Origin of the sequence: Nocardia sp. NPDC057668, assembly GCF_042799795.1 — a bacterium.
GTDB lineage: Bacteria > Actinomycetota > Actinomycetes > Mycobacteriales > Mycobacteriaceae > Nocardia.
The window spans coordinates 852,815-875,570 of record NZ_JBHVIC010000001.1 but is presented as its reverse complement, the minus strand read 5'-3'; the positions used below and the strand labels follow the sequence as shown (position 1 = coordinate 875,570).

General features: G+C 68.8%; 21 protein-coding genes. 15 read left to right on the top strand and 6 right to left on the bottom strand.

Going from position 1 to position 22,756, the window contains the following annotated elements; genetic code table 11:
- The first annotated feature begins 107 nt into the window (after nt 1-107).
- From ACFVBH_RS04085 to ACFVBH_RS04055, 7 genes are all read left to right on the top strand, one after another.
- Nucleotides 108-1,328, top strand: coding sequence for a PTS transporter subunit EIIC (locus ACFVBH_RS04085; RefSeq protein ID WP_354991571.1), 1,221 nt, complete (start codon nt 108-110; stop codon nt 1,326-1,328).
- Nucleotides 1,328-1,591 (top strand): HPr family phosphocarrier protein, encoded by a 264-nt coding sequence (locus tag ACFVBH_RS04080; RefSeq protein WP_354991572.1) that lies wholly within the window; start codon nt 1,328-1,330, stop codon nt 1,589-1,591. The genes ACFVBH_RS04085 and ACFVBH_RS04080 overlap by 1 nt, the downstream gene beginning before the upstream one ends.
- Entirely contained in the window at nt 1,581-3,236 is a 1,656-nt protein-coding gene (gene ptsP / locus ACFVBH_RS04075) for a phosphoenolpyruvate--protein phosphotransferase (protein WP_378999627.1), read from the top strand. The genes ACFVBH_RS04080 and ptsP overlap by 11 nt, the downstream gene beginning before the upstream one ends.
- Nucleotides 3,233-4,399 (top strand): N-acetylglucosamine-6-phosphate deacetylase, encoded by a 1,167-nt coding sequence (locus ACFVBH_RS04070; protein WP_378999625.1) that lies wholly within the window; start codon nt 3,233-3,235, stop codon nt 4,397-4,399. The genes ptsP and ACFVBH_RS04070 overlap by 4 nt, the downstream gene beginning before the upstream one ends.
- Complete coding sequence (nagB, locus tag ACFVBH_RS04065; RefSeq protein ID WP_378999622.1) at nt 4,387-5,169, top strand: glucosamine-6-phosphate deaminase; 783 nt, start codon at nt 4,387-4,389, stop codon at nt 5,167-5,169. The genes ACFVBH_RS04070 and nagB overlap by 13 nt, the downstream gene beginning before the upstream one ends.
- Before the next feature lie 46 nt (nt 5,170-5,215).
- The gene (locus ACFVBH_RS04060; protein ID WP_378999620.1) at nt 5,216-6,091 is read left to right on the top strand and encodes a class I SAM-dependent methyltransferase; all 876 of its coding nucleotides are present in this window, start codon (nt 5,216-5,218) and stop codon (nt 6,089-6,091) included.
- A 114-nt stretch (nt 6,092-6,205) separates the two neighbouring features.
- Nucleotides 6,206-7,117 (top strand): VOC family protein, encoded by a 912-nt coding sequence (locus ACFVBH_RS04055; RefSeq protein ID WP_378999618.1) that lies wholly within the window; start codon nt 6,206-6,208, stop codon nt 7,115-7,117.
- 44 nt (nt 7,118-7,161) lie between these two features.
- On the opposite strand, the gene ACFVBH_RS04050 is transcribed toward ACFVBH_RS04055, so the two are convergent.
- The 4 genes from ACFVBH_RS04050 to mptB form a co-directional block, all read right to left on the bottom strand.
- On the bottom strand, nt 7,162-8,139 hold the full coding sequence (locus tag ACFVBH_RS04050) for a heme A synthase (RefSeq protein ID WP_378999616.1): 978 nt from the start codon (nt 8,137-8,139) through the stop codon (nt 7,162-7,164).
- Between the two features lie 76 nt (nt 8,140-8,215).
- On the bottom strand, nt 8,216-8,998 hold the full coding sequence (locus ACFVBH_RS04045) for an ABC transporter permease (protein WP_354989191.1): 783 nt from the start codon (nt 8,996-8,998) through the stop codon (nt 8,216-8,218).
- The gene (locus tag ACFVBH_RS04040; protein ID WP_378999613.1) at nt 8,995-9,927 is read right to left on the bottom strand and encodes an ABC transporter ATP-binding protein; all 933 of its coding nucleotides are present in this window, start codon (nt 9,925-9,927) and stop codon (nt 8,995-8,997) included. The genes ACFVBH_RS04045 and ACFVBH_RS04040 overlap by 4 nt, the downstream gene beginning before the upstream one ends.
- On the bottom strand, nt 9,924-11,606 hold the full coding sequence (mptB, locus tag ACFVBH_RS04035; protein ID WP_354989189.1) for a polyprenol phosphomannose-dependent alpha 1,6 mannosyltransferase MptB: 1,683 nt from the start codon (nt 11,604-11,606) through the stop codon (nt 9,924-9,926). Before mptB ends, ACFVBH_RS04040 begins: the two co-directional genes overlap by 4 nt.
- A gap of 174 nt (nt 11,607-11,780) precedes the next feature.
- Here mptB and ACFVBH_RS04030 point away from each other — a divergent pair, with 174 nt between their 5' ends.
- The 3 genes from ACFVBH_RS04030 (at nt 11,781) to ACFVBH_RS04020 (ending at nt 14,974) form a co-directional block, all read left to right on the top strand.
- A complete protein-coding gene (locus ACFVBH_RS04030) occupies nt 11,781-12,353 on the top strand; it encodes a Uma2 family endonuclease (protein WP_378999610.1) in 573 nt (190 codons plus the stop codon).
- A 141-nt stretch (nt 12,354-12,494) separates the two neighbouring features.
- Nucleotides 12,495-13,088 carry a TetR/AcrR family transcriptional regulator gene (locus tag ACFVBH_RS04025; protein WP_354989187.1) on the top strand — a complete coding sequence of 198 codons (594 nt, stop codon included), beginning with the start codon at nt 12,495-12,497 and terminating at the stop codon, nt 13,086-13,088.
- A gap of 143 nt (nt 13,089-13,231) precedes the next feature.
- The gene (locus ACFVBH_RS04020) at nt 13,232-14,974 is read left to right on the top strand and encodes a pyruvate dehydrogenase (RefSeq protein WP_378999607.1); all 1,743 of its coding nucleotides are present in this window, start codon (nt 13,232-13,234) and stop codon (nt 14,972-14,974) included.
- A 112-nt stretch (nt 14,975-15,086) separates the two neighbouring features.
- Here ACFVBH_RS04020 and ACFVBH_RS04015 read toward each other — a convergent pair whose 3' ends face one another.
- Nucleotides 15,087-15,761 (bottom strand): GAP family protein, encoded by a 675-nt coding sequence (locus ACFVBH_RS04015; RefSeq protein ID WP_378999604.1) that lies wholly within the window; start codon nt 15,759-15,761, stop codon nt 15,087-15,089.
- A 48-nt stretch (nt 15,762-15,809) separates the two neighbouring features.
- Nucleotides 15,810-16,955, bottom strand: a complete 1,146-nt coding sequence (locus ACFVBH_RS04010) for a GMC oxidoreductase (RefSeq protein ID WP_378999602.1) — start codon at nt 16,953-16,955, stop codon at nt 15,810-15,812.
- 249 nt (nt 16,956-17,204) lie between these two features.
- Here ACFVBH_RS04010 and ACFVBH_RS04005 point away from each other — a divergent pair, with 249 nt between their 5' ends.
- The 5 genes from ACFVBH_RS04005 to ACFVBH_RS03985 all read left to right on the top strand — a co-directional run bounded on the left by ACFVBH_RS04005 (nt 17,205) and on the right by ACFVBH_RS03985 (nt 22,754).
- On the top strand, nt 17,205-17,978 hold the full coding sequence (locus ACFVBH_RS04005) for a metalloregulator ArsR/SmtB family transcription factor (RefSeq protein ID WP_354989184.1): 774 nt from the start codon (nt 17,205-17,207) through the stop codon (nt 17,976-17,978).
- 79 nt (nt 17,979-18,057) lie between these two features.
- A complete protein-coding gene (gene sufB, locus ACFVBH_RS04000) occupies nt 18,058-19,494 on the top strand; it encodes a Fe-S cluster assembly protein SufB (RefSeq protein WP_354989183.1) in 1,437 nt (478 codons plus the stop codon).
- Complete coding sequence (gene sufD, locus ACFVBH_RS03995; protein WP_378999599.1) at nt 19,494-20,672, top strand: Fe-S cluster assembly protein SufD; 1,179 nt, start codon at nt 19,494-19,496, stop codon at nt 20,670-20,672. Before sufB ends, sufD begins: the two co-directional genes overlap by 1 nt.
- 52 nt (nt 20,673-20,724) lie before the next feature.
- Entirely contained in the window at nt 20,725-21,498 is a 774-nt protein-coding gene (gene sufC, locus ACFVBH_RS03990; RefSeq protein ID WP_378999597.1) for a Fe-S cluster assembly ATPase SufC, read from the top strand.
- Nucleotides 21,499-21,500: 2 nt separating this feature from the next.
- Nucleotides 21,501-22,754, top strand: coding sequence for a cysteine desulfurase (locus ACFVBH_RS03985; RefSeq protein WP_354989180.1), 1,254 nt, complete (start codon nt 21,501-21,503; stop codon nt 22,752-22,754).
- Nucleotides 22,755-22,756: the final 2 nt, after the last annotated feature.

Genomic DNA, 22,756 nt, shown 5'->3' with positions numbered 1-22,756 from the left:
CCTCCGTGCGTGTCGAGTGGACAAAGCTGGTTATAACCAGTTATATGTGGTTATAACCAGTCACCATACCTTCAGGTGACCCTATTCACAGACTGAGGACGACCGCTATGGCCGATGCAGCCCAGAGCGCGCGCAAGAAAATAGACCTGTCCGGACTGCAGAAGCTCGGCCGCAGCTTGATGCTGCCCATCGCCACGCTACCCGCCGCGGGCCTGCTGGTACGGCTGGGACAGGACGACATGCTCGGCCGGTGGTCGGCGACGCGGACCGTCGCCGATGTCATCGCCGGAGCGGGCGGCGCGCTGCTCGACAACCTCCCCCTGCTGTTCGCCGTCGGCATCGCCATCGGCTGGGCCAAGAAGGCCGACGGCTCCACCGCGCTGGCCGCCGTGGTCGGCTACCTGGCCTTCAACGGCGTACTGAAAGCCATGTCCCCGGTGGTCATGGAGGGCAAGACCGACGCCAAAGGTGCTCAGGCCCTGGTGAATTTCGGTGTCCTCGGCGGCATCGTCATGGGCTTGACCGCGGCCATCCTGTGGCAGCGCTACCACCGCACCCAGCTACCGGACTACCTCGGCTTCTTCTCCGGGCGCCGCCTGGTCCCGATCCTGACCGCCTGCGCCGCGGTGGTCATCGGCGTGCTGATGTCCTTCATCTACCCGGCCTTCAACGCGGGCCTGACCTGGCTCGGCGAGGCCGTCGCGAACAACGCGGTCGCCGGCGGCGGCATCTTCGGCTTCGCCAACCGCCTGCTGCTCCCGCTGGGCCTGCACCACATCCTGAACTCGGTGGTGTGGTTCGTGATCGGCGACTACAACGGCGCGCACGGCGACATCCCGCGCTTCCTGGCCGGTGATCCGTCCGCGGGCACCTTCATGACCGGCTTCTTCCCGATCATGATGTTCGGCCTGCCCGCCGCCGCGTTCGCCATCTACCGCAACGCCAAGCCCGAGAATCGCAAGATGATCGGCGGCATCATGCTCTCCACCGGTCTGACCGCCTTCGTCACCGGCATCACCGAACCGCTGGAATTCGCCTTCATCTTCGTGGCCTGGCCGCTGCTGCTCATCCACGCGATCTTCACCGGTTCGGCGCTGGCGCTGACCAACGCCCTCGGCATCCACGACGGCTTCACCTTCTCCGCGGGCGCCATCGACTATCTGCTGAACTTCGGCAAGGCGACGCATCCGCTGCTGCTCATCCCCATAGGCTTGGGCTACGCCGTCCTCTACTACGTCACCTTCAGCTTCATCATCAAGCGCTGGAATCTGCCGACACCGGGTCGTGAACCCGACGAAGAAGAGATCGAGAAGGAGAACGTCGCGTAATGATCACCCGTACCGCCGTGGTCGCGTCCGAGACCGGACTGCACGCCCGCCCCGCCGCCCTGTTCGCCAAGGCCGCCGCCGAATCGCCCGTCCCCGTGACGATTTCGATCGACGACAAGCCCGCCGTCGCCGCCGGCAGCCTGCTGCAGGTCATGACCCTGGGCGTCAAGCAGGGCGACACCGTGACCCTGTCGACCGAAGAGGGGAACGAGGCCGCGCTCGACAAGCTCGTCTCCCTGCTGGAGACCGATCTTGACGCGTGAGATCCACGGTGTCGCCGCCGCTCCCGGAGTGGCGCTCGGACCGGTGCGGTGGCTGGCGTCCGCGCCGACCACCAGCGCGTCCGATACTCCCGGGAGCGATGCCGATGCCGAGATCGCCCGCGCCGAGGCCGCTTTCGACACCGTCGCGGCGCGGTATTCCGCCCAGGCGCTCGAGGCCAAGGGCCCGGCCGCGGACATCCTGTTCATGACCGCAGCGCTGGCCGCCGATCCAGCCCTGCTCGATCAGGTGCGCGCGGGCATCCGCGCCGGCGGCCCCACCGCGCACTCGGTCACCCAGGCCGTGGCGCACTTCGCCGACCAGTTGACCGCGCTCGGCGGCATGATGGCCGAACGCGCGTCGGACCTGCGCGATGTCGGACAGCGCGTGGTCGCCGAACTGCTCGGTGTCGACCCACCCGGAATCCCGGGCAGCGCTACGCCTTTCGTGCTCGCCGCCCAGGATCTCGCTCCCGCCGATACAGCGACCCTCGATCCCGAGATCGTGCTCGGCCTGCTCACCGTCGCGGGCGGACCGACCTCGCACACCGCGATTCTGGCCAAGGCCCTGGGGATTCCGGCCGTGGTCGCCGCCCCGGGCGCGGTCGAGATCACGGAGAACACCGAGATCGTCCTGGACGGAACCACCGGAATCGTCCAGCTCGAACCCGACGCGGCGCGCCGCGCGGACGTGCTCGCCGCCCGCGCGCGCCAGGCGGACGCGCCCACCGGCCCCGGCCGCACGGCGGACGGGCACGCGGTCCCGCTGCTGGCCAACGTGGGCGGTGCCGCCGATGCCCGGCTCGCGGTGGAACTCGGCGCGGAGGGCGTCGGGCTCTTCCGCACCGAATTCCTGTTCCTGGGCGCGCACACGGCCCCGACGGTGGCCGAGCAGACCGCCAAATACGCCGAGGTGTTCGCCGAGCTGGGGGAGCGGCCCATCACCGTGCGCACCCTGGACGCGGGCTCGGACAAGCCGCTGCCGTTCCTCGGCCTGCCGGACGAGGAGAATCCCGCGCTCGGAATACGTGGATTGCGGTTGAGCAGTGTCGATGAGGGGACACTGCTCGATCAGCTCACCGCGATCGAGGCCGCCCGCCGGGACACCGGCGCGGCGGTCAAGGTCATGGCGCCCATGGTCGCCACGGTGGAGGAGGCGAACTACTTCGTCACCCGCGCCCGGGCGGCCGGGCTCGACTCGGCCGGGGTCATGATCGAGATCCCCGCCGCCGCACTGCGTTCGGAACACGTGGGCGCGGAAGTGGACTTCTTCTCCATCGGCACCAACGACCTGTCGCAGTATCTGTTCGGCGCGGACCGCATGTCCTCCGCGCTGGCCGCGCTGCACAACCCGTGGCAGCCCGCGCTGGCCGCGACCATCGCCGCGGTGGTCGCGGGCGCGAACAAGAACGACGTCAAGGTCGGGGTGTGCGGCGAATCCGCCTCCAATCCCGAGTTCGCCTGCGTGCTCGTCGGTTTGGGGGTCGAGACGCTGTCCATGGCGCCGCGCTCACTGGCCGGCGTGCGGGCCGCGCTGGCCGAGGTGACGCTGGATCAGTGCCGGGCCGCCGCGTCCGCGGTCGTGGCCGCAAGGACCGCCGAGGATGCGGCGAACGCGGCCCGCGCAGCCCTGGGGCGAGGTCGGTGAGGACGACCCTGCGCGGCCGGATCCTCACCCTCACCGAAGCGGGCGACATCCCGGACGGGGTGGTGTCCTTCGACGGACCGGACTTGGAGTTCGTGGGACCGGCCGGGGATTTCCCGGGCGCACTGCCGTCGCCGACCGAGCTGCCGCCGGTGATCCTGCCCGGACTCATCGACGTGCACTGCCACGGCGGTGGCGGGTTCGGCTTCCCCGAGGCCGACGCCGCGGGCGTCGCGGCGGCGGCGCGCTTCCACCGCGGCCGGGGGACCACCACGCTGGTGGCCTCGCTGGTCTCGGCGACCGAAGCCGAACTGTGCGCCCGCATGGACGTTCTGGGCGCGGCCGTCGATTCCGGCTTGCTCGAGGGCATCCATCTCGAAGGCCCGTTCATCAGTGCACACCGCTGCGGCGCACACGATCCCGAACGCATTCACGACGGTGATCCGGCCATGCTGCGCCGGCTCGTCGAGCACGCGGGCGGGCGGATCGTCTCGGTCACCATCGCCCCCGAGGTGAGCGAGTTCGACGCCCTGGCCGATGTGCTCGCCGACGCGAATGTGGTGCTGTCCCTGGGACATACCGTCGCCGACTACGAGCGCTCGGTGCACGCCATGTACCGGGGGCGGCGGGTGTCCATCACCCACCTGTTCAACGCCATGCCCGGCCTCGCGCACCGGGACGCGAACTTCCTCACCGCCGCCATGGCCGCGGCCGGTCGCGGTGACGTGGTCGCCGAGGTCATCGCCGACGGCGTGCACCTGGCCGACGGCACCGTGCGCATGGTCTTCGACACCCTCGGCCCGCACAACCTCGCGCTCATCACCGACGCCATGGCCGCCGCCGGGGAGCCCGACGGCCGGTATCAGCTCGGCAGCCTGGACGTCGTGGTGCGGGACGGCGTGTCGCGCCTGTACGACCCGCACGGCGCGGGCGCGATCGCGGGCGGCACCTCGTCGGCATCGGATGTGCTGCGCCGCACGGTTTTCCACGCGGGCGTCGAGCTCTGGGACGCCGCCGTCGCGGCGGCCGCCACCCCCGCCCGCCTGCTCGGGATCGCGCACCGGGTGGGCTCGCTGCGCGCGGGCCTGCGGGCGGATCTGCTCGTGACCGACCACCACCTGAACCCATTGACCGTGTACAAGGACGGAATTCCATGGAACTCGTGATTGCCGAAAACCTGGTCGACGCCGGAGTGCTGGCCGGGCGGATCATGGCCGACCACGTGCGCGCCGGCGCCCGCTCGATCGGCCTGGCCACCGGCTCCTCCCCACTGGGCGCCTACCGCGAGATGATTCGCCAGTACAACGACGACGAACTCAGTTTCGAAGGGGTGCAGGCGTTCCTGCTCGACGAGTACATCGGCCTGCCCGCCGGGCACCCGCAGTCCTATCGGCAGTTCATTCGCGACGAGTTCGTCTCCTACGTGAACTTCGACGACGCGCTGGTACACACCCCCGACGGGTCCGCGGCCGACATCCCTGCCGCCGCGGCCGATTACGAGCGCACGATCGCCGAGAACGGTCCGGTCGCCGTGCAGATCCTCGGCATCGGGGCGAACGGCCACCTCGGCTTCAACGAACCCGGCTCGTCGCTGCGCTCGCGCACCCGCGTCAAGACGCTGACCCCGCAGACCCGCGAGGACAACGCGCGCTTCTTCGACAACGACCTATCCAAGGTGCCGACCCACGTGCTCACCCAGGGGCTCGGAACCATCAGCGACGCCGAACATCTGGTCATGATCGCGATCGGCATGGGCAAGGCCGAGGCGGTAGCCGCCGCCGTCGAAGGCCCCGTGTCCGCGTACTGCCCGGCCTCGATCCTGCAGATGCACCCGCACGTGACGGTGATCGTGGACCCGAGCGCGGCCTCGTACCTCAAATCCGTGGACTACTACCGCTTCGCCTTCGAGAACAAGCCGGCCTGGCAGAACTTCTGAGCCTGTCCTCCCCTCGCGCGTGCCCCGGGGTGCGGATAATTCAACGATGATCGAGCGCAAGGCGAGTCGAACAGCGGTCCTGGTGTGCCAGGGCCGGGCGGTGGCGGACGGCCGATTGGCGGTGGGGCGCTTCACGGATCCGCTCGCCGCCGACCTGCTGCACGCCGACGAGCGCGAACCCGTGGAACGCGTGCGGGCGGGGGAGCGCCCCGCGGGCTTCGGGCCGCGCATGGAGTTCGAACTGCTCTCCGGCACAGCCGAACTCATGGCCGCCCGCACCGTCGCCATCGACGACGGCGTGCGCGACAGCGCCACCGCGCAACTGGTGCTGCTCGGTGCGGGCCTGGACGCCCGCGCCTGGCGGATGCCCGAACTCGCCGCGACGGCCGTCTTCGAGGTCGATCAGCCGGCCTCGCAGCAGGACAAGCGCGCCCGGCTGGGAGATCGCACACCCCTGGCGAAATCCCTGACCTTCGTCCCCGTCGACTTCGCCGAGGATTCCCTGGCCGCCCGTCTGGCCGAATCCGGCCATGACCCCGGGGTTCCCACCACCTGGATCTGGGAGGGCGTCGTGCCCTACCTGACGCCGGACCAGGTCGCGGCGACCACAGCCCTGGTCGCGGCCGCCAGCGCACCGGGCAGCCGCTTCATCATCACCTACCCCGTGCCTTCGCCGCGGAACGCCCTCGGTCGCAAGGCCCTCGGCCTCCTGCTGCGCGGGGCGCGCCACCCCAATCCCCTCGCGAACGAGCCCTTCCGCTCCTCCTGGACCCCACCCGTGCTCGAATCCCTGCTCGCCGCACACGGTTTCGAGGTCACCACCGACATCGATCTACTGACGATCGCCCGGGATCTCGACATCACTCCCGGCCGCCCCCGATTCCTGAGCACCGGTCGCATAGCCATCGCGGACCGGCCCTGACCGCGTTCGAGCAGTCCACGGCCGCGTCCGCCCGGTGCCGATGACCCGCTCGCCGGAATCGCGGCCATCGGGTTTCCCGGCCGCGGTCCGGCCGGGCGGGTCTAGCATCGGGGCATGACCAAAATCGTCCCCCACCTCTGGTTCGACGATCAGGCACGTGAAGCCGCGGAGTTCTACACGAGCGTTTTCCCGGACTCCACCGTCACGAACGTGACGACCATTCGCAACGTGCCGAGTCCGACGGGCGAGAGCGACATCGTCTATTTCACGCTGGCCGGTCAGCCGTTCATGGCGATCAGCGCGGGCCCGGTATTCACGCCGAATCCATCGATTTCCTTCATCGTCAATTTCGATCCGTCCCGTGACCCGCAGGCACGCGAACACCTCGACGCGGCCTGGGCGGCACTGTCCGACGGCGGCGCAGCGCTCATGCCGCTGGATGCCTACCCGTTCAGCGAACGCTACGGCTGGGTCGCCGACAAGTACGGCTTCACCTGGCAGCTCATGCTCACCGACCCGGCCGGTGAGCCCCGCCCATTCATCATTCCGTCCCTGCTGTTCGTCGGCGACGTCGCCGGCAAGGCCCGCGAGGCCACCGACTTCTACCTGTCGGTCTTCCCCGACTCCCAGCGCGGCACCCTGGCCCCCTACCCGCCCGATGCCCCGGAACCCGAGGGGTCGGTCATGTTCACCGATTTCCGCCTGTCCGAAACCTGGCTCACCGCGATGGACAATTCGAGCCCGGACCACGGCTTCACCTTCAACGAGGCCGTCTCGCTGCTGGTCCCGTGCGACAGCCAGGACGAGATCGACCGCTATTGGAAACTGCTGTCCGCCGATCCGGCCGCGGAACAATGCGGTTGGTGCAAGGACGGCTACGGGGTCTCCTGGCAGATTTCCCCCGCCGTCGCAGACGAGATGCTGCAGAACGGCACCCCCGAACAGGTCGACCGCGTCACCGCCGCCTTCATGCCGATGAAGAAGATGGACATCGACACCCTGCGCCGCGCCTACGACGGCGCCTGACAGCGTCCCGAGTCCTCTTCAGCGGCAGGACGATTCGTCCCGCCCTACCGCACCGGTTCCGGTTCGGCCGCGTGCTCCACGGCCGCGACCGGTTCGCGGGTGCGCATGGACGCCCACAGGGCGGCCGTCGCGGCCACGCAGGCCGCGGCGCCGCCGACGTGGATGGCCACCAGGGCGGCCGGAACGTCGGTGAAGTACTGGACGATCCCGACCAGGGCCTGACTGCTGATCAGGGCGATCAGGACCACCAGGCGCTTGCGGATCGCGGGGGTCATGCCGATCGCGGCCAGGCCGAAGCCGAGGCCGACCACCAGGCTCAGATAGGCGACCAGCAGTTCCGCGTGCAGATGGACCAGGGTGCTGATCTCCACCTCCAGGCGCTCGACCTGCCGGTCGATGCTCTTGTCACCGGCGTGCGGTCCCGCGCCGGTCACCAGGGTGCCCGCGACAAGGGTTGCGCTGAGCGCGATTCCGCTCAGACCGGTGAGCAAACGCAGGGGCTTGGGGACCAGGACCGTCTCCACGCCGTCGTCCGGCTCGGCGATCTTGGCGTACATCAGCACCGCGAGCCACACCATGAGCATCGACGCCAGCAGGTGCACCGCCACGGTCCACCACAGCAGGCCCGTGCGCACCGTGATGCCGCCGATGACCGACTGCAGGACGGTGCCGCCGGGCATCAGCCAGGCGTAGATCAGCACCTCGCGCCGGCGCCGGGCCCGCGTCACCGCGATCACGATCGCGGCCGCGCCCAGGACCACCACGAAAGTCAGCATGCGATTGCCGAATTCGACCAACTGGTGGAACACCGGCACCTCGGCCACGGGGACCGGGACGAAACTGCCCGGGAAGCACTGCGGCCAGGTGGGGCAACCCAATCCCGAGGCGGTCACGCGGACGATGGCTCCGGTCACCGAGATTCCGGCCTGCGTCAGGATCACCGCGAAGGCGATGAGCAGCTGCGTCCGCCGCGAGGGCAACGGGAACCGGTCGGCGAATCGCTGGAAGGCGCGAGATAGCACGCGTCGATGGTAGCGGGAGCGTATCCACACCCGGCACTCGGCCTACTACGGCGCGTCGTGGATTGTGTTCCGCGACCTAGTCGAAGCGGAAGTACTTGGTCGCCAGCCAGCCGGCGAGCCCGCCCCAGCCGGCCAGCACCGCGAAGCCGTACCAGTCCACGCCGCCCTGCAACGCCCGTTCCAGGGTCGAGGTCAGCGCGCCGGAGGGCACCGCGCGCGCCAGCAGATTCACCGCCCGCGGAATGTCGTCGGACATCAGCACCAGGCTCGCGATACCCAGCATGACGAACCAGAGCACGTTCGCCAGCGCCAGCACGATCTCGGCCTTGAGCGTCCCGCCCAGCAGCAGGCCCAGCGCCGCGAAGGTCGCGGTGCCCAGCGCGATCACGATCGCCCCGAGCGCGAGCCCGGCGATCGAGGGCCGCCAGCCCAGTGCGAAACCTATGGCCCCCAGCAGAATCGACTGCAGCACCACCACGATCAGCACCGCCGCGCACTTGCCCGCGACGATGCCCCAGCGCGGCAGGGGAGTGGCCCCGAGGCGCTTGAGCGCCCCGTACCGCCGGTCGAAGCCGACCGCGATGGCCTGCCCGGTGAACGCGGTCGACATGACCGCCACCATCATGACCGCGGGCACGATCCGGTCGACCCGGTGCCCGCCGAGCCCGGTCAGGGGCAGCAGGGTCAAACCGATCAGCAGCGTGATCGGAATGAACATGGTCAGCAGCAGCTGTTCGCCGTTGCGCAGCAGCAGAATCAGTTCCAGCCGCGTCTGGGCGGCCATCATCCGCGCCCGCGTGGTCGGCTGCGGATTCGGGGCGAAGGTGCCCGGCGCGAAGCGGTTCAGCGTCTCGGTCATCCGCGCAGTTCCCGTCCGGTGAGTTCGAGGAAGACATCTTCCAGGCGGCGCTGGTCGATGCGAATATCGGTGGGCAGCACGTCGATTCGCGCGCACCACGCGGTGACGGTGGCCAGCACCTGCGGGGTGATCTCGCCCTGCAGATGGTAGGAGCCGGGCGTGGCCTCCTTGGGCAGGAACCCTTCGGGCAGTGCGGCTTCGAGCAGGGTGAGATCGAGATTGGGCGGGGCGGAGAACGCCAGGCGGCCCTCGGCGTTGTGCGAGGTCACCTCGCTCGGGGTGCCCTGGGCCACGATGCGCCCGTGATCGATGATGACCAGCTGATCGGCGAGCTGCTCGGCCTCGTCCATCAGGTGGGTGGTGAGCAGCACGCTCACCCCGTCACGGCGCAGCGCGTCGATGAGCTCCCACACCAGATGCCGGGCCTGGGCGTCCAGGCCGGCGGTGGGTTCGTCGAGGAAGACGATCTCGGGCCGCCCGACCAGCGCGCACGCCAGCGCCAGGCGCTGCTGCTGGCCGCCGGAGAGCCGCCGGTACGGGGTGCGGCGGGCGTCCTGCAGGCCGAGGGTCTTGAGCAGCCACTCCGGGTCCAGCGGGTGCGCGGAGTAGGACGCGACCAGATCGAGCATCTCGCCCGCTCGCGAGCCCGGGTACGCGCCGCCGCCCTGCAGCATGACGCCGATGCGCGGGCGCAGGCGATCCGAATCCGCGATCGGATCCAGGCCCAGCACCCGCACGCTGCCCGCGTCCGGGACGACGAAGCCCTCGCACATTTCGGTGGTGGTCGTCTTGCCCGCGCCGTTGGGGCCGAGCAGCGCCAGCACCTGCGCGCGTTCGATCTCGAAGCTGATGCCGTCCACCGCGGTGGTCTCGCCGAAGCGTTTCACAATGCCGTCGACTTTGACGGCGGGTGCGGAGGCTGCGGTCACGATGAGACACCGTAGGCCGTGGGCTGCTGTGACGGAGCCGACACCCCCGGCTGATTGCGCCACGGCAGCACATTTCGGGTCAGGAAGATGAACGCGACGCCCACGAGCACGGTCGCGATGGCGGACTCCACGATCTGGAAGACGTAGAAGTCCGCACCGCGCGGCATGACGATCACACTGACCACCGCGGAGAAGCAGACGGCGGGGACGCGGAAGGCGGGCCGGTTGGCCCACGCCGCCAGTGGGACGATGGCCCACAGCAGGTACCAGGGCTGGACCACCGGGAACAGCAGCACGATCGCACCGAGCGAGACACCCATCGCGCCGACCGGGTGCAGGCGCCCGGTCCAGGTCGCCACCAGCATGCGAACGGTGATGAACGCGGCGACGCTGCCGGCGATGGGCCGGGTGATGGCGAGCAGGGCGGTGGTGTGGTCGCCGAGCCCGAGCAGGACGCCGCCGAATCCGGTGATGACCCCGATAGCCGTCGGCAATGACATCCAACTGCGCACGGCGCTGGCCACATTCAGGGTGTGCACCCAGCCGAAGCCGAGCCCGCTGAGCCCGCTGACGGACAGCGTGGTGGCCACGGCGATGACGCCGAGCAGCGCGCCGGTGCCGACGATGACCTTGAGTCCGCCGCCCCAGCGTTTGGCCAGGGCCATGGTCACGAAGCCGAGCGCGATGATCGAGGTGATCTTGATGGAGGAGGACAGCGTGATGACCACGGTCCCGAAGATCAGCAGGGCCCACGCGCGCCGGTCGAAGGGGTGGGTGTCCTCCACGGCCCGCAGGCAGAACTCCAGCCCGGCCAGCATGAGCCCCAGCATGATCGCGTCGTTGTGCACGCCGCCGACCAGGTGGAACAGCACCAGCGGATTGGCCGCGCCCAGCCACAGCGCGCTGACCGCCGCGACACCGCAGCGCCGCGCCAGCCGCGGCAGCGCCCACACCATCAGCGCGACGCCCGCGAGGACCAGCAGCCGGTGCAGCCACACCCCGGCGATGATGTTGTCGCCGGTCAGTTCCGCGATCCCGCGACCCATCCACAGGAACAGCGGGCCGTAGGGCGCGGGCGTCTCACGCCAGATGTTGGGCACGTTGTTGGTCAGCACGTTGTTGATGCCCAGCCCGCCCGCGGGCCCGACCTGGTAAGGGTCCAGGCCGCGCGCGGCGATCTCGCTCTGTGCCAGATACGAATACACGTCGTTGCTGAACATGGGCGGTGCGACGCTGAGCGGGATGATCCACAGCAGCAGCGTCCGATCCAGCTGCGAGCGGGTCAGGCGATGACGCGGGTTGCCGCCCCACCCGCCGACCGCGAACCGCCCCAGCAGCAGCCACGCCATGACCACCAGTACCGCGCCGATCATGCACAGCGCGAGGGTCGAGGTGTGCGCCCGCGCGAAGAAGCCCAGCACCCGGACCCCGGAGGTCGGGTTCTGATGCACGGGCTGCGCGCCCACGCCCAGCGCGGCGATCGCCATGATCACCGCGCCGGTCGCCCCGAGCAGGCGGATCCGCATCAGTTGCAGCGTTTCTCGCCGGTCGAGCCCCGGCACGTCCGCTTCGGCGGTGTGCAGCACCGCGATGGTGTGATCAGCGGGCGAGACGTCCAGGCCGAGCGCCCGGCGTCCCAGTTCGATCACTCTGCGCCGCGCGCCGTCCACTACCGCCACGGTCCCGAAGCCTAGTCGGCCGAACCGCCCCCGACTCCGATCGCCCGTCTCGACCCGTCGGTGCGTCGGTCCGTACTGGTGAAGACCTCCGCACGCGCGGTGCGGGCGGTCGAACAGAGCCGGGCCTCGAGCTATGTTTGTGACAACCATCCGTGCGGATTGGAGTGGTCGACCGTGACTGTCCCTGCCATGCATCCACGCCCGGGGAATCTGCGTGCGGTTGCCGAGCAGATCCAGCAGGCCACGGGACTACGCGTTGAGATCCTGGGGGGCAGCCTGGTGATGTCGCCGACACCGCGCGGCAAGCACGCCGGCTCGATTCGCCGCATCCGTCAGCAACTCGAAGCCCAGATGCGTCCGGGGTCGGCGACCTACGAGGTCACCTCGATTCCCATGCCGGGCGACGACGATGATTACTGCACACCGGATTTGATCGTGCTGCCCGAGAGCTGGGACGAGGACGACGAGTGGCTTGCGGATCCAGCGGATGTGGAACTCGCGGTCGAGGTGATCTCCAAGAGCGAGAAGCCACGGGAGATCGCGGACAAGAACGGCTGGTATGCCGTGGCCGGTGTGGCTGTGTTGCTGGTCGTCGATCCCCGGTACGGCCGCTGGATCCTGCACACGCATCCGAAAGATGGCGCCTACCACGGGCTGTTGGACGGGGAATACGGCGATCCGATACCACTGCCGGATCCGTTCGGCTTCGTGCTGGACAGCGGGTGTCTGCCACGCTACGGGGACTGATCGCGCGGATTCGTTCCAGGGGTGGGGAGTTCGGCGCGGGCGGTGTGAAAACGCCGTCGGTGCAATCTGATTGAGGGAGTTCGCGGGTCTTCCGCGCGCATTCCGGCTTTCCGTGTCGGACCCCGCTCATACGCTGGGGGGATGGTGTCGGAGTCGAAGCGGCGAATCGAGATGGCGGCGGCGGGGTTGTTGGCCCGGCACGGCTATCACGGGTTCGGCCTGAAGAAGCTGAGTGAAGCGGCCGGACTGCCGTACGGGTCCATCTACCACCACTTTCCGGGCGGGAAGGAGGAGATCGCGGTCTCCGCTGTCACCAGCACCGGGGTGGTGCTCGGGCAGATGCTGCGCGAGGCGCCCGAGGACGTGTTCGACAGGACGGCAACGCTGTTCGAGGTCATGGTCACGAAACTGACTGCCTCCCAGTGGACCGACGGCTGTCCGGTGGGCACCCCGGCCCTGGACGGGGGCAGTGATGTGGCCGCGGTGCGCACCGCCTGCGTATCGGCATTCGATGCCATGGCGAGCGGCTTCGCCGAGCTGCTCACCGAAATGGGCATGCCCGAACCGCAATCGCGCGAGCTGGCCACCACGGTCGTGGCGGCCTACGAGGGCGCGACGCTGCTCGCGCGCGTCCGCCGGTCCGATGAACCACTCTTGACGGTGGCCGCGGCCATGGCCCGGCTGATCCGGCAGAGTCTGGCCGAGATGCCGGTCGTCGATCGGAGCCCGACCTAGGGCGACTCCGGGGCCGAATGCCGTATCCGCAACGAGCTGGCGAATTATTGGCAATCAATTAGAGTGCGAGGGGGGATCGCCGCGCGGCCGGTGCGGCGATCGCCGATCGATTCCGTACTGCCCTACGAGGGAACGGGGAGATCATGGCTCGCAATTCGGTCGCTACCCAGCTGGTGGACGTGCTCGTCGCCGCCGGGGTGCAGCGGGTGTTCGGTTTGGTCGGCGACAGCCTCAATCCTTTCGTCGATGCCATCCGGCGAACATCCGGCATCGAATGGGTGCACTGCCACAACGAGGAGAGCGCCGCCTTCGCCGCCGGGGCCGAAGCGTTGCTGACCGGTCGCCTCGCGGTCTGCGCCGCCAGCTGCGGGCCGGGCAACACGCACCTGATCCAGGGGCTGTACGACGCCCACCGCAACGGCGCGCCCGTGCTGGCCATCGCGTCCCACATCCCCAGCCGCGAGATCGGCACCGGCTTCTTCCAGGAGACCCATCCGGAGCGACTGTTCGTGGAATGCAGCCACTTCTGCGAGATGGTGAGCATCGCCGACCAGATGCCCAGGCTCTCCTACATCGCCATGCAGACCGCGCTCGGCAGGCGCGGCGTCTCGGTACTGGTCGTTCCCGGCGATGTCCTGCAGGGCGAGGCCGAGCATCGCGGCTGGCGGTCGGACCTGGTCGCCGAGGCCGCGGTCGCGGTGCCGCCCGCGGCCCAGGTGGACCGGCTCGCGGAGGCCATCAACGACGCCGACACCGTGACCCTGTTCGCCGGTTCTGGCGTGCGCGGGGCGCACGCGCAGGTCATGGCCCTGGCCGAGCGCATCAATTCCCCGGTCGGCCACGCCCTGGGCGGCAAGGAATGGATTCAGTTCGACAACCCGTACGACGTCGGCATGACCGGTCTACTCGGCTACGGCGCGGCGTACGAGGCGATGCACGAGGCCGATCTGCTCCTCATGCTCGGCACCGATTTCCCCTACGACAACTTCCTGCCGCAGGACGGCCGGATCGCCCAGGTCGATCGCGATCCGTCCCGCATCGGCCGCCGCGCGGCCATCGACATCGCGGTGCACGGCGACGTGGCCGCCACCATCGACGCGCTGCTGCCGGTGGTGCAGCGCAAACCGAGCCGCGCGTTCCTGGACGACATGCTGCGCAGGAACGCCGCCTCGCTCGAACACGTGGTGGACGCCTACACCCACGACATCGAGCACCACACCCCGATCCATCCCGAGTACGTCGCCGCCCTGCTCGACGACATCGCCGACGACGACGCGGTTTTCACCGTGGACACCGGCATGTGCAATGTCTGGGCCGCGCGCTACCTGAGCCCGAACGGCCGCCGCCGCATCATCGGTTCGTGGCGGCACGGGACCATGGCCAACGCGCTGCCGCATGCCATCGGCGCGCAGTCGGCTTTTCCGAGCCGCCAGGTGATCTCGCTGTCCGGAGACGGCGGCCTGGCCATGCTGATGGGGGAGTTGCTCACGGTTTGGCGGCACCGGCTGCCGGTGAAGATCGTGGTGTTCAACAACTCCTCGCTCGGCATGGTCAAGCTGGAGATGCTGGTGGACGGGCTGCCCGACTACGGCACCGACCACGAGCCGGTCGACTACGCCGCCATCGCCGCGGCCGTCGGGCTGAAGTCGATTCGGGTCACCGATCCGGCGAATGTGCGTGCGGCACTGGAACAGGCGTGCGCCGAGCCCGGCCCCGTCCTGGTGGACGTGGTCACCGATCCCAACGCGCTGTCCCTGCCGCCCAAGATCGATGCCGCCCAGGTCAAGGGCTTCGCGCTGGCCGCGGGCAAGATCGTGCTGGGTGGCGGGGTGGGGCGCATGGTCGATCTGGCCCGCAGCAATCTGCGCAACATTCCGCGGCCCTGACGGCGGCGCCCGAACGTCCGCGCGGAAGCCGCACCGCCACAGCGGCTTCGGGCGGCCGCGGCTGCCGACCTGAACCGCTTGCTGTTTCCCGGCGACGGGCCGAGGATCCGGATCAGAACAGCCCGCTGATCCCGTCGCCCAGCGATTTCGCGCTCAACAGCGTGAACAGCACCGCCATGACCACGTAGTGATTGCGGATAGTCCAGTCCTTCCACCGCTCCAGGGTGACCGAGGACGAGCGGCTGCTCACGACGTGCATCGCGAGCGGAATCAGCACGCCCAGTGAGGAAATGGCGACGAAGATCGATCCGGCGACGAGCTGTCCCGGAACGTGCAACGCGGATTCGGCGGTCGTCACCGCCCCGGACGCGATCTGCATGACGTTCTTCGGATTCGCGACGACCAGCACCACACCCAGGACAACGCACTTCGCGGTGGTGAACTGCTCGAGATTGCGCAGCCGGCGCGGCAGCGTGCCGACCTCGGCCGCTCGGGCCAGCCGCAACTGCCGCAGCGTCATCAGCGCCAGCAGCACGCCGAGGGTGAGCCGGAACCAGGCGACCCAGGTTCCCGGATGCCCGTGCCGATGCGCGCCGGCCGCCTCCGCGAGCAGCAGCAGTCCCGCGAAGATTCCCGCCACCGCCAGGACCCACCCCAGCGCGAAGGCCACGGCGTTTCGCCGTCCACCCCGCGGCACCGCCACCAGCAGGATGACCGCGATCAGCGCGAGCGGACTGATCGCCACACCGACCGCGTGAGTGAGAAACTGCCCGATCGCGTTCCCCATGAAAACTCCTGCCGTCGAGGTGAATTCGAGTCGTGATCGCCGCGAGAATCAGCTGTTCGAGGGGTCCTGCCCGCCTGCACCCGGTTCGTCGCCCTGCTTGTTCCGGATCGTTTCGTCGCCGTGCCCGTGGCGGCCCGGCTCGTCGGTCTGCGCGCCGCCGCGGGGCCTGCGGTCAGGAGTCTCGCGCGGCTGCACGGGCTGCGTGCCGCGTGGTGCACCGTCCGATTTCCCCTGCACCGCCGCTGCCGCGTCGAGGGGATGGTCGGGTCGCACCGCGTCGATCCGCCGATACACCCCACCCTGACCCGGCCTGGGATCGGGCTCATCGACGTTCGGCCAGAAGGCGGCCGCGCGTTCGGCCTGCGCGCACACGGTCAACGCCGGATTCACCCCGGGATCCGCGGTAACCGCGGCCGCGCCTACCACACTGAGCGAGGGGTAGCCGAACACCCGGTGATAGGCATCGATCACCCCGTCGCGCGGATTCCCGCCGATACAGCATCCACCCAGCTCCCGGTCGGTACCCGGCAGGCCGATCGTGCCCGCGCCCGTCCGTGACCGCACGGTCGCCACGAGGTGACGCAGAGCCGTGTGGCCGGCGGATATCTCGGTTTCGCGGCCATCCGGTCCGGTGTGCCCGGCGTGCGTCCCCCATGCGTCACAGCCACCGCCGGTAGGCGTGGGTTCGCCCAATCGCGCCGACAGATGATTCAGCACCCCGCGATCACGCATATCGGCCAGCAATCGCCGGGTTCCGTGCGCCCCGGCCGCGAGCACCACCTGCCCGGCGGTGAACGTCCGCCGCCCGACCCACCAGGGCCGCCCGGTGCGCTGAGCCGACACCTTCCAGCCGCCGGCGCGCAACGGCCGCACGGTCATCACCATCGTCATCGGCACGATCCGCGCCCCGCCGCGCTCGGCGCAGGTCAGGTAGCGCCGAGGTGGAATGGTCAGTGCCCGTTCGTAATACGGCTCGAGCTCGGCTCGCCAATCGGTGATCCCGGCCCACCGCTCGTCGCCGAAGAACGTGTCCCCCGGCAACTGCGCCCGCGCCTCGCCGCCCGGTTCGGCGAATCCGCGTCCCGCGGCGATCACCGCCACCCGGTAGCCCTTCTCGATCAGCCGCAGCGCGGTGACGCTCCCGCCGCAGCCGGACCCGACGATGACCACATCGAAATCGTTGTCCGCCGCCACACGGCCGCCTCTCGATAGGGAAGGTGGTGGCTCGAGCGTAGCTATCGATTTGCCGATCGTCGGGGATCTGCCGGGATTTCACCCTTTTCTGTGGACGCTGGTCGGTCGGTTCGGTCGAGCCCTCGCTCAGCCGCAAATTTCCCGCGAATCCGGCCCGCTCGCCGGGCCAATCCGGCGCAGGTTGGACGGTGTGCAGAGAGTCACACGCCCCAGCCCCCCGAAGTCAGGTGACCCTTACTGGAACGCGGGATGGAATTCCGTCACACTGATGTTGTGAAAACCGTGGGTTTGCGGAATGTGGGGACGGAGACCGGGCGCCGGAAGGGCGCCCGGGCCGTTGTCGCGTCCGGACCCGCCGGTGAAGGCCACACCCGCGAGGCCGTCATCAAGCTCCTGCTGGAAGAGGGGCCCATCACCGCCACCGATATCGGCAAGCGGCTGGCCCTGACCCCGGCGGGCGTGCGACGCCACCTGGACGCGCTCATCGAATCGGGCGAGGCACGCGCCGCCCGGTCGGCGGCGTGGCAGCAGAAGGGCCGCGGGCGCCCGGCCAAGCAGTTCCAGCTGACAGCCACCGGCCGGGGCCGTTTGGGTCATGCCTACGATGACCTCGCCGGCGCGGCCATGCGCCAGCTGCGCGAGATCGGCGGCGACAAGGCCATCACCGAGTTCGCGCGCAAGCGGGTCGCCGCCATAGTCGCCGGAATCGAGCGGCTCGGCGGGAACACCCCGGAGGCGACCACCGAGAAGGCCGAGGAGATCGCGGAAGCGTTCACCGAAGCCGGCTTCGCCGCCTCCACCCGGAAAGTTGGTGCGGGCGTGCAGATCTGCCAGCATCACTGCCCGGTGTCGCATGTGGCCGAGGAGTTTCCGGAGCTGTGTGCCGCCGAGCTGGAGGCCTTCCGGGAATTACTCGGCACGCACGTGCAGCGCCTGGCGACCATCGCCAACGGCGATTGCGCGTGCACCACGCATGTCCCGGTGCTGCCGCTGGCCGTGCCGCCTAGAACGAGTACCGCTTGAACCACCGCAAGACCCCGCAGCAAGTTCCGTTGCACAGCCCGCAACGGCATCTACACAACGACTCCGGAAGGAGTGCCGAATGACGACGACGACCGACCAGGTGCAGCCGCTGTCCCAAGAGGAGACCATCGCCTCGATCGGGACTTACGGGTATGGCTGGGCCGACAAGGATGTGGCCGGTGCCAGTGCCAAGCGCGGCCTGTCCGAGGAGGTCGTGCGCGATATCTCGGCGAAGAAGAGCGAACCCGAGTGGATGCTCGACTTCCGGCTGAAGGCGCTGCGCATCTTCGAGAAGAAGCCCATGCCGAACTGGGGTTCGGACCTCGACGGCATCGACTTCGACAACATCAAGTACTTCGTGCGCTCGTCCGAGAAGCAGGCTGCCACCTGGGACGACCTGCCCGAGGACATCAAGAACACCTACGACAAGCTCGGCATCCCCGAGGCGGAGAAGCAGCGCCTCGTCTCCGGTGTCGCGGCGCAGTACGAGTCCGAGGTCGTCTACCACTCGATCCGCGAGGACCTCGAGAAGCAGGGCGTCATCTTCCTGGACACCGATACCGCGCTCAAGGAGCACCCGGAGCTGTTCCAGCAGTACTTCGGCTCGGTCATCCCGTCCGGTGACAACAAGTTCTCGGCGCTGAACTCGGCCACCTGGTCCGGCGGCTCGTTCATCTACGTGCCGAAGGGCGTGCACGTGGACATCCCGCTGCAGGCGTACTTCCGCATCAACACCGAGAACATGGGTCAGTTCGAGCGGACGCTGATCATCGTCGACGAAGACGCCTACGTGCATTACGTCGAGGGCTGCACCGCGCCGATCTACTCCTCGGACTCGCTGCACTCCGCGGTCGTGGAGATCATCGTGAAGAAGGGTGGCCGCTGCCGGTACACCACGATTCAGAACTGGTCGAACAACGTCTACAACCTGGTCACCAAGCGGGCCAAGGCCGAGGCGGGCGCGACCATGGAATGGGTCGACGGCAACATCGGCTCCAAGGTCACCATGAAGTACCCGGCCGTGTGGATGACCGGTGAGCACGCCAAGGGCGAGGTTCTGTCCATCGCGTTCGCGGGTGCGGGTCAGCACCAGGACACCGGTGCGAAGATGCTGCACCTGGCGCCGCACACGTCCTCGAACATCATCTCCAAGTCGGTGGCGCGCGGCGGCGGTCGTGCTTCGTACCGCGGCCTGGTACAGGTGAACAAGGGCGCGTACGGCTCGAGCTCGTCGGTCAAGTGCGATGCGCTGCTGGTGGACAACATCTCTCGCTCGGACACGTACCCGTACGTGGACATCCGCGAGGACGACGTGACCATGGGCCACGAGGCGACCGTCTCCAAGGTGTCCGAGGACCAGCTGTTCTACCTCATGAGCCGCGGTCTGACCGAGGACGAGGCCATGGCGATGGTGGTGCGCGGCTTCGTCGAGCCCATCGCCAAGGAACTCCCCATGGAGTACGCCCTCGAGCTCAACCGCCTGATCGAACTGCAGATGGAAGGAGCCGTCGGCTGATGACGGTCGAGAACGTAGCCGTTGCCGCTGAGGCTCGTACCCCGGCAGTGAACAAGGGCGAGGTCTTCGCCTCGTTCGACGTCAACGCCTTCGAGATCCCCTCGGGTCGCGACGAGGCGTGGCGTTTCACCCCGGTCCGCCGCCTGAACGGCCTGCACGACGGCACCGCCGTCCGGGACGGGCAGGCGACGGTCGAGGTCAACTCGGTCGAGGGCGTCACCGTGGAGACGGTCGAGCGCACCGACGAGCGCCTCGGCCAGGGCGGGGTGCCCACCGATCGCGTTGCCGCGCAGGCCTACTCGGGCTTCGAGCAGGCGACCGTCATCTCGGTCGGCGCCGAAACCGAAGTCGCCGAGCCGGTTTTCGTGACCATCACCGGCCCGGGCGCGGGCAAGGTGGCCTTCGGCCACACCCAGATCCGCCTGGCCAACTTCGCCGTCGCCACCGTGGTCATCGACTACCGGGGCAGCGGAACCTTCGCGGACAACGTGGAATTCGTGCTCGGGGACAGCGCCAAGCTGTCGGCCGTCATCGTCCAGGACTGGGCCGATGACGCCGTGCACGTGACCATGCATCACCCGCGCGTGGGTCGCGACGCGACGCTGCGGCACACCAATGTCACCCTCGGCGGCGATCTGGTGCGCCTGGCCGCGAACGTGCGCTACGCGGGCCCGGGCGGCGACGCCGAACTGCTCGGCCTGTACTTCGCCGACGACGGCCAGCACTTCGAACAGCGCCTGCTGGTCGATCACTCGCAGCCCAACTGCAAGTCCAACGTGCAGTACAAGGGTGCCCTTCAGGGTGATCCGAGCTCCTCGAAGCCGGACGCGCACACCGTGTGGGTGGGCGATGTGCTCATCCGCGCGGCCGCCGAGGGCACCGACACCTACGAGGTGAACCGGAACCTGGTGCTCACCGACGGCGCGCGCGCCGATTCGGTGCCGAACCTGGAGATCGAGACCGGTGAGATCGTCGGTGCCGGGCACGCGTCCGCCACCGGGCGGTTCGACGACGAGCAGCTGTTCTACCTGCGCTCGCGCGGCATCACCGAGGAAGCGGCGCGGCGTCTGGTCGTGCGCGGCTTCTTCCACGAGATCATCCTGAAGATCGCCGTCCCCGAGGTTCGGGAGCGGCTCGAGGCGGCCATCGAGGCCGAACTCGCCGCCGTGGGCGTCTGACGCTCACACCTGAACCCCCATACTTCCCTCCCCATAAAGGAATTCGAATTCGATGACCACCCTGGAAATCAAGGACCTGCACGTCGAGGTCGCGAACCCCGACGAGTCCGGCGAGACGATCAAGATCCTGAAGGGCGTCAACCTGACCGTGCGCTCCGGTGAGACGCACGCGATCATGGGCCCCAACGGCTCGGGCAAGTCGACCCTGTCCTACGCCATCGCCGGTCACCCCAAGTACACCGTCACCTCGGGCACCATCACCCTCGACGGTGAGGACGTGCTGGAGATGTCGGTCGACGAGCGCGCTCGCGCCGGCCTGTTCCTGGCCATGCAGTACCCGGTCGAGGTCCCCGGCGTCTCGGTGTCCAACTTCCTGCGCACCGCCGCCACCGCGATCCGCGGCGAGGCCCCCAAGCTGCGCACCTGGGTCAAGGAAGTCAAGGAGTCGATGTCCGAGCTGGAGATCGATCCTGCGTTCGTCGACCGCTCGGTCAACGAGGGCTTCTCCGGCGGTGAGAAGAAGCGCCAGGAGATCCTGCAGCTGAGCCTGCTCAAGCCGAAGATCGCGATCCTGGACGAGACCGACTCGGGCCTGGACGTGGACGCACTGCGCATCGTCTCCGAGGGCGTGAACCGCTACAAGGAGCGCGAAGAGGGCGGCGTCCTGCTGATCACCCACTACACCCGCATCCTGCGCTACATCAAGCCGGACTTCGTGCACGTGTTCGTCGGCGGTCGCATCGTCGCCGAGGGCGGCGCGGAACTCGCCGAAGAACTCGACTCGAACGGCTACGTGCGCTTCACCTCTGCTGCTGTAGGAGCCTAGTTATGACGACCACGGTGCCCGCCCTGGACGTCGCCCGCATCCGGGCCGACTTCCCGATCCTGAGCCGCACTGTGCGCGATGGCAAACCCCTGGTCTACCTGGACTCGGGCGCCACCTCGCAGCGGCCGACGGAGGTGCTGGACGCGGAACGCGAATTCCTGACCCAGCACAACGCGGCGGTGCACCGTGGTGCTCATCAGCTGGCCGAAGAGGCCACCGATGCGTACGAGGGCGCACGCGCCGACATCGCCCGGTTCGTGGGCGCGGGCGTGAACGAGATCGTGTTCACCAAGAATGCGACCGAATCGCTCAACCTGGTGGCCAACGCGTTCGGTGACGCGCGGTTCCCGTACCACGTGGGCCCGGGCGACGAGATCGTCGTGACCGAGCTCGAGCATCACGCGAATCTGGTGCCGTGGCAGGAACTCGCGCGCCGGACCGGTGCCACGCTCAAGTGGTACGGGGTCACCGACGACGGCCGGATCGATCTCGATTCGCTCGAGCTCTCGCCCGCCACGAAGGTGGTCGCGTTCACGCATCAGTCGAACGTGACCGGTGCGGTCGCACCGGTGGACGAATTGGTACGCCGCGCAAGGGAAGTCGGCGCGCTGGTCGTGCTCGACGCCTGCCAGTCGGTGCCGCACATGGCCGTGGACTTCCGTGAGCTGGACGTGGACTTCGCGGCCTTCTCCGGGCACAAGATGCTCGGGCCGTCCGGCGTCGGCGTGCTGTACGGGCGCTACTCGCTGCTCGAGCAGACCCCGCCGTTCATCACCGGCGGTTCCATGATCGAGACCGTCTTCATGGACCACAGCACCTACGCCGCTCCGCCGCAGCGTTTCGAGGCCGGCGTGCCGATGACCTCGCAGGTCGTCGGATTGGGCGCGGCCGTGCGGTATCTGGAGGCGCTCGGCATGGACGCGGTTGCCGCCCATGAGCATTCGCTGACCGCGCATGCGCTCGACGGGCTGAGCAAGATTCCCGGCGTGCGCATCGTTGGCCCCGCCGACACCGAGAATCGCGGCGGCGCCGTGGCTTTCGTGGTGGACGGCATCCACGCCCACGACGTGGGCCAGATCCTCGACGACGAGGGTGTGGCGATCCGCGTCGGCCACCACTGCGCCTGGCCGCTGCACCGCAAGTTCGGCGTCGCCGCCACGGCCCGCGCGTCGTTCGCCGTCTACAACACCCTCGACGAGGTGGACGCGCTGCTCGCGGCGGTGCGGAAGGCTCAGAGCTTCTTCGGAGTTGCATAGAT

Coding starts and splice junctions, on each gene's coding strand:
- ACFVBH_RS04055 (WP_378999618.1), top strand. CDS start 6,206: ATGACCAAAATCGTCCCCCACCTCTGGTTCGACGATCAGGCACGTGAA.
- nagB (WP_378999622.1), top strand. CDS start 4,387: ATGGAACTCGTGATTGCCGAAAACCTGGTCGACGCCGGAGTGCTGGCC.
- ACFVBH_RS04085 (WP_354991571.1), top strand. CDS start 108: ATGGCCGATGCAGCCCAGAGCGCGCGCAAGAAAATAGACCTGTCCGGA.
- ACFVBH_RS04080 (WP_354991572.1), top strand. CDS start 1,328: ATGATCACCCGTACCGCCGTGGTCGCGTCCGAGACCGGACTGCACGCC.
- ACFVBH_RS04015 (WP_378999604.1), bottom strand. CDS start 15,761: ATGGGGAACGCGATCGGGCAGTTTCTCACTCACGCGGTCGGTGTGGCG.
- sufC (WP_378999597.1), top strand. CDS start 20,725: ATGACCACCCTGGAAATCAAGGACCTGCACGTCGAGGTCGCGAACCCC.
- ACFVBH_RS04020 (WP_378999607.1), top strand. CDS start 13,232: ATGGCTCGCAATTCGGTCGCTACCCAGCTGGTGGACGTGCTCGTCGCC.
- ACFVBH_RS04025 (WP_354989187.1), top strand. CDS start 12,495: ATGGTGTCGGAGTCGAAGCGGCGAATCGAGATGGCGGCGGCGGGGTTG.
- ACFVBH_RS04060 (WP_378999620.1), top strand. CDS start 5,216: ATGATCGAGCGCAAGGCGAGTCGAACAGCGGTCCTGGTGTGCCAGGGC.
- ACFVBH_RS04045 (WP_354989191.1), bottom strand. CDS start 8,998: ATGACCGAGACGCTGAACCGCTTCGCGCCGGGCACCTTCGCCCCGAAT.
- ACFVBH_RS03985 (WP_354989180.1), top strand. CDS start 21,501: ATGACGACCACGGTGCCCGCCCTGGACGTCGCCCGCATCCGGGCCGAC.
- sufB (WP_354989183.1), top strand. CDS start 18,058: ATGACGACGACGACCGACCAGGTGCAGCCGCTGTCCCAAGAGGAGACC.
- sufD (WP_378999599.1), top strand. CDS start 19,494: ATGACGGTCGAGAACGTAGCCGTTGCCGCTGAGGCTCGTACCCCGGCA.
- ACFVBH_RS04005 (WP_354989184.1), top strand. CDS start 17,205: ATGGAATTCCGTCACACTGATGTTGTGAAAACCGTGGGTTTGCGGAAT.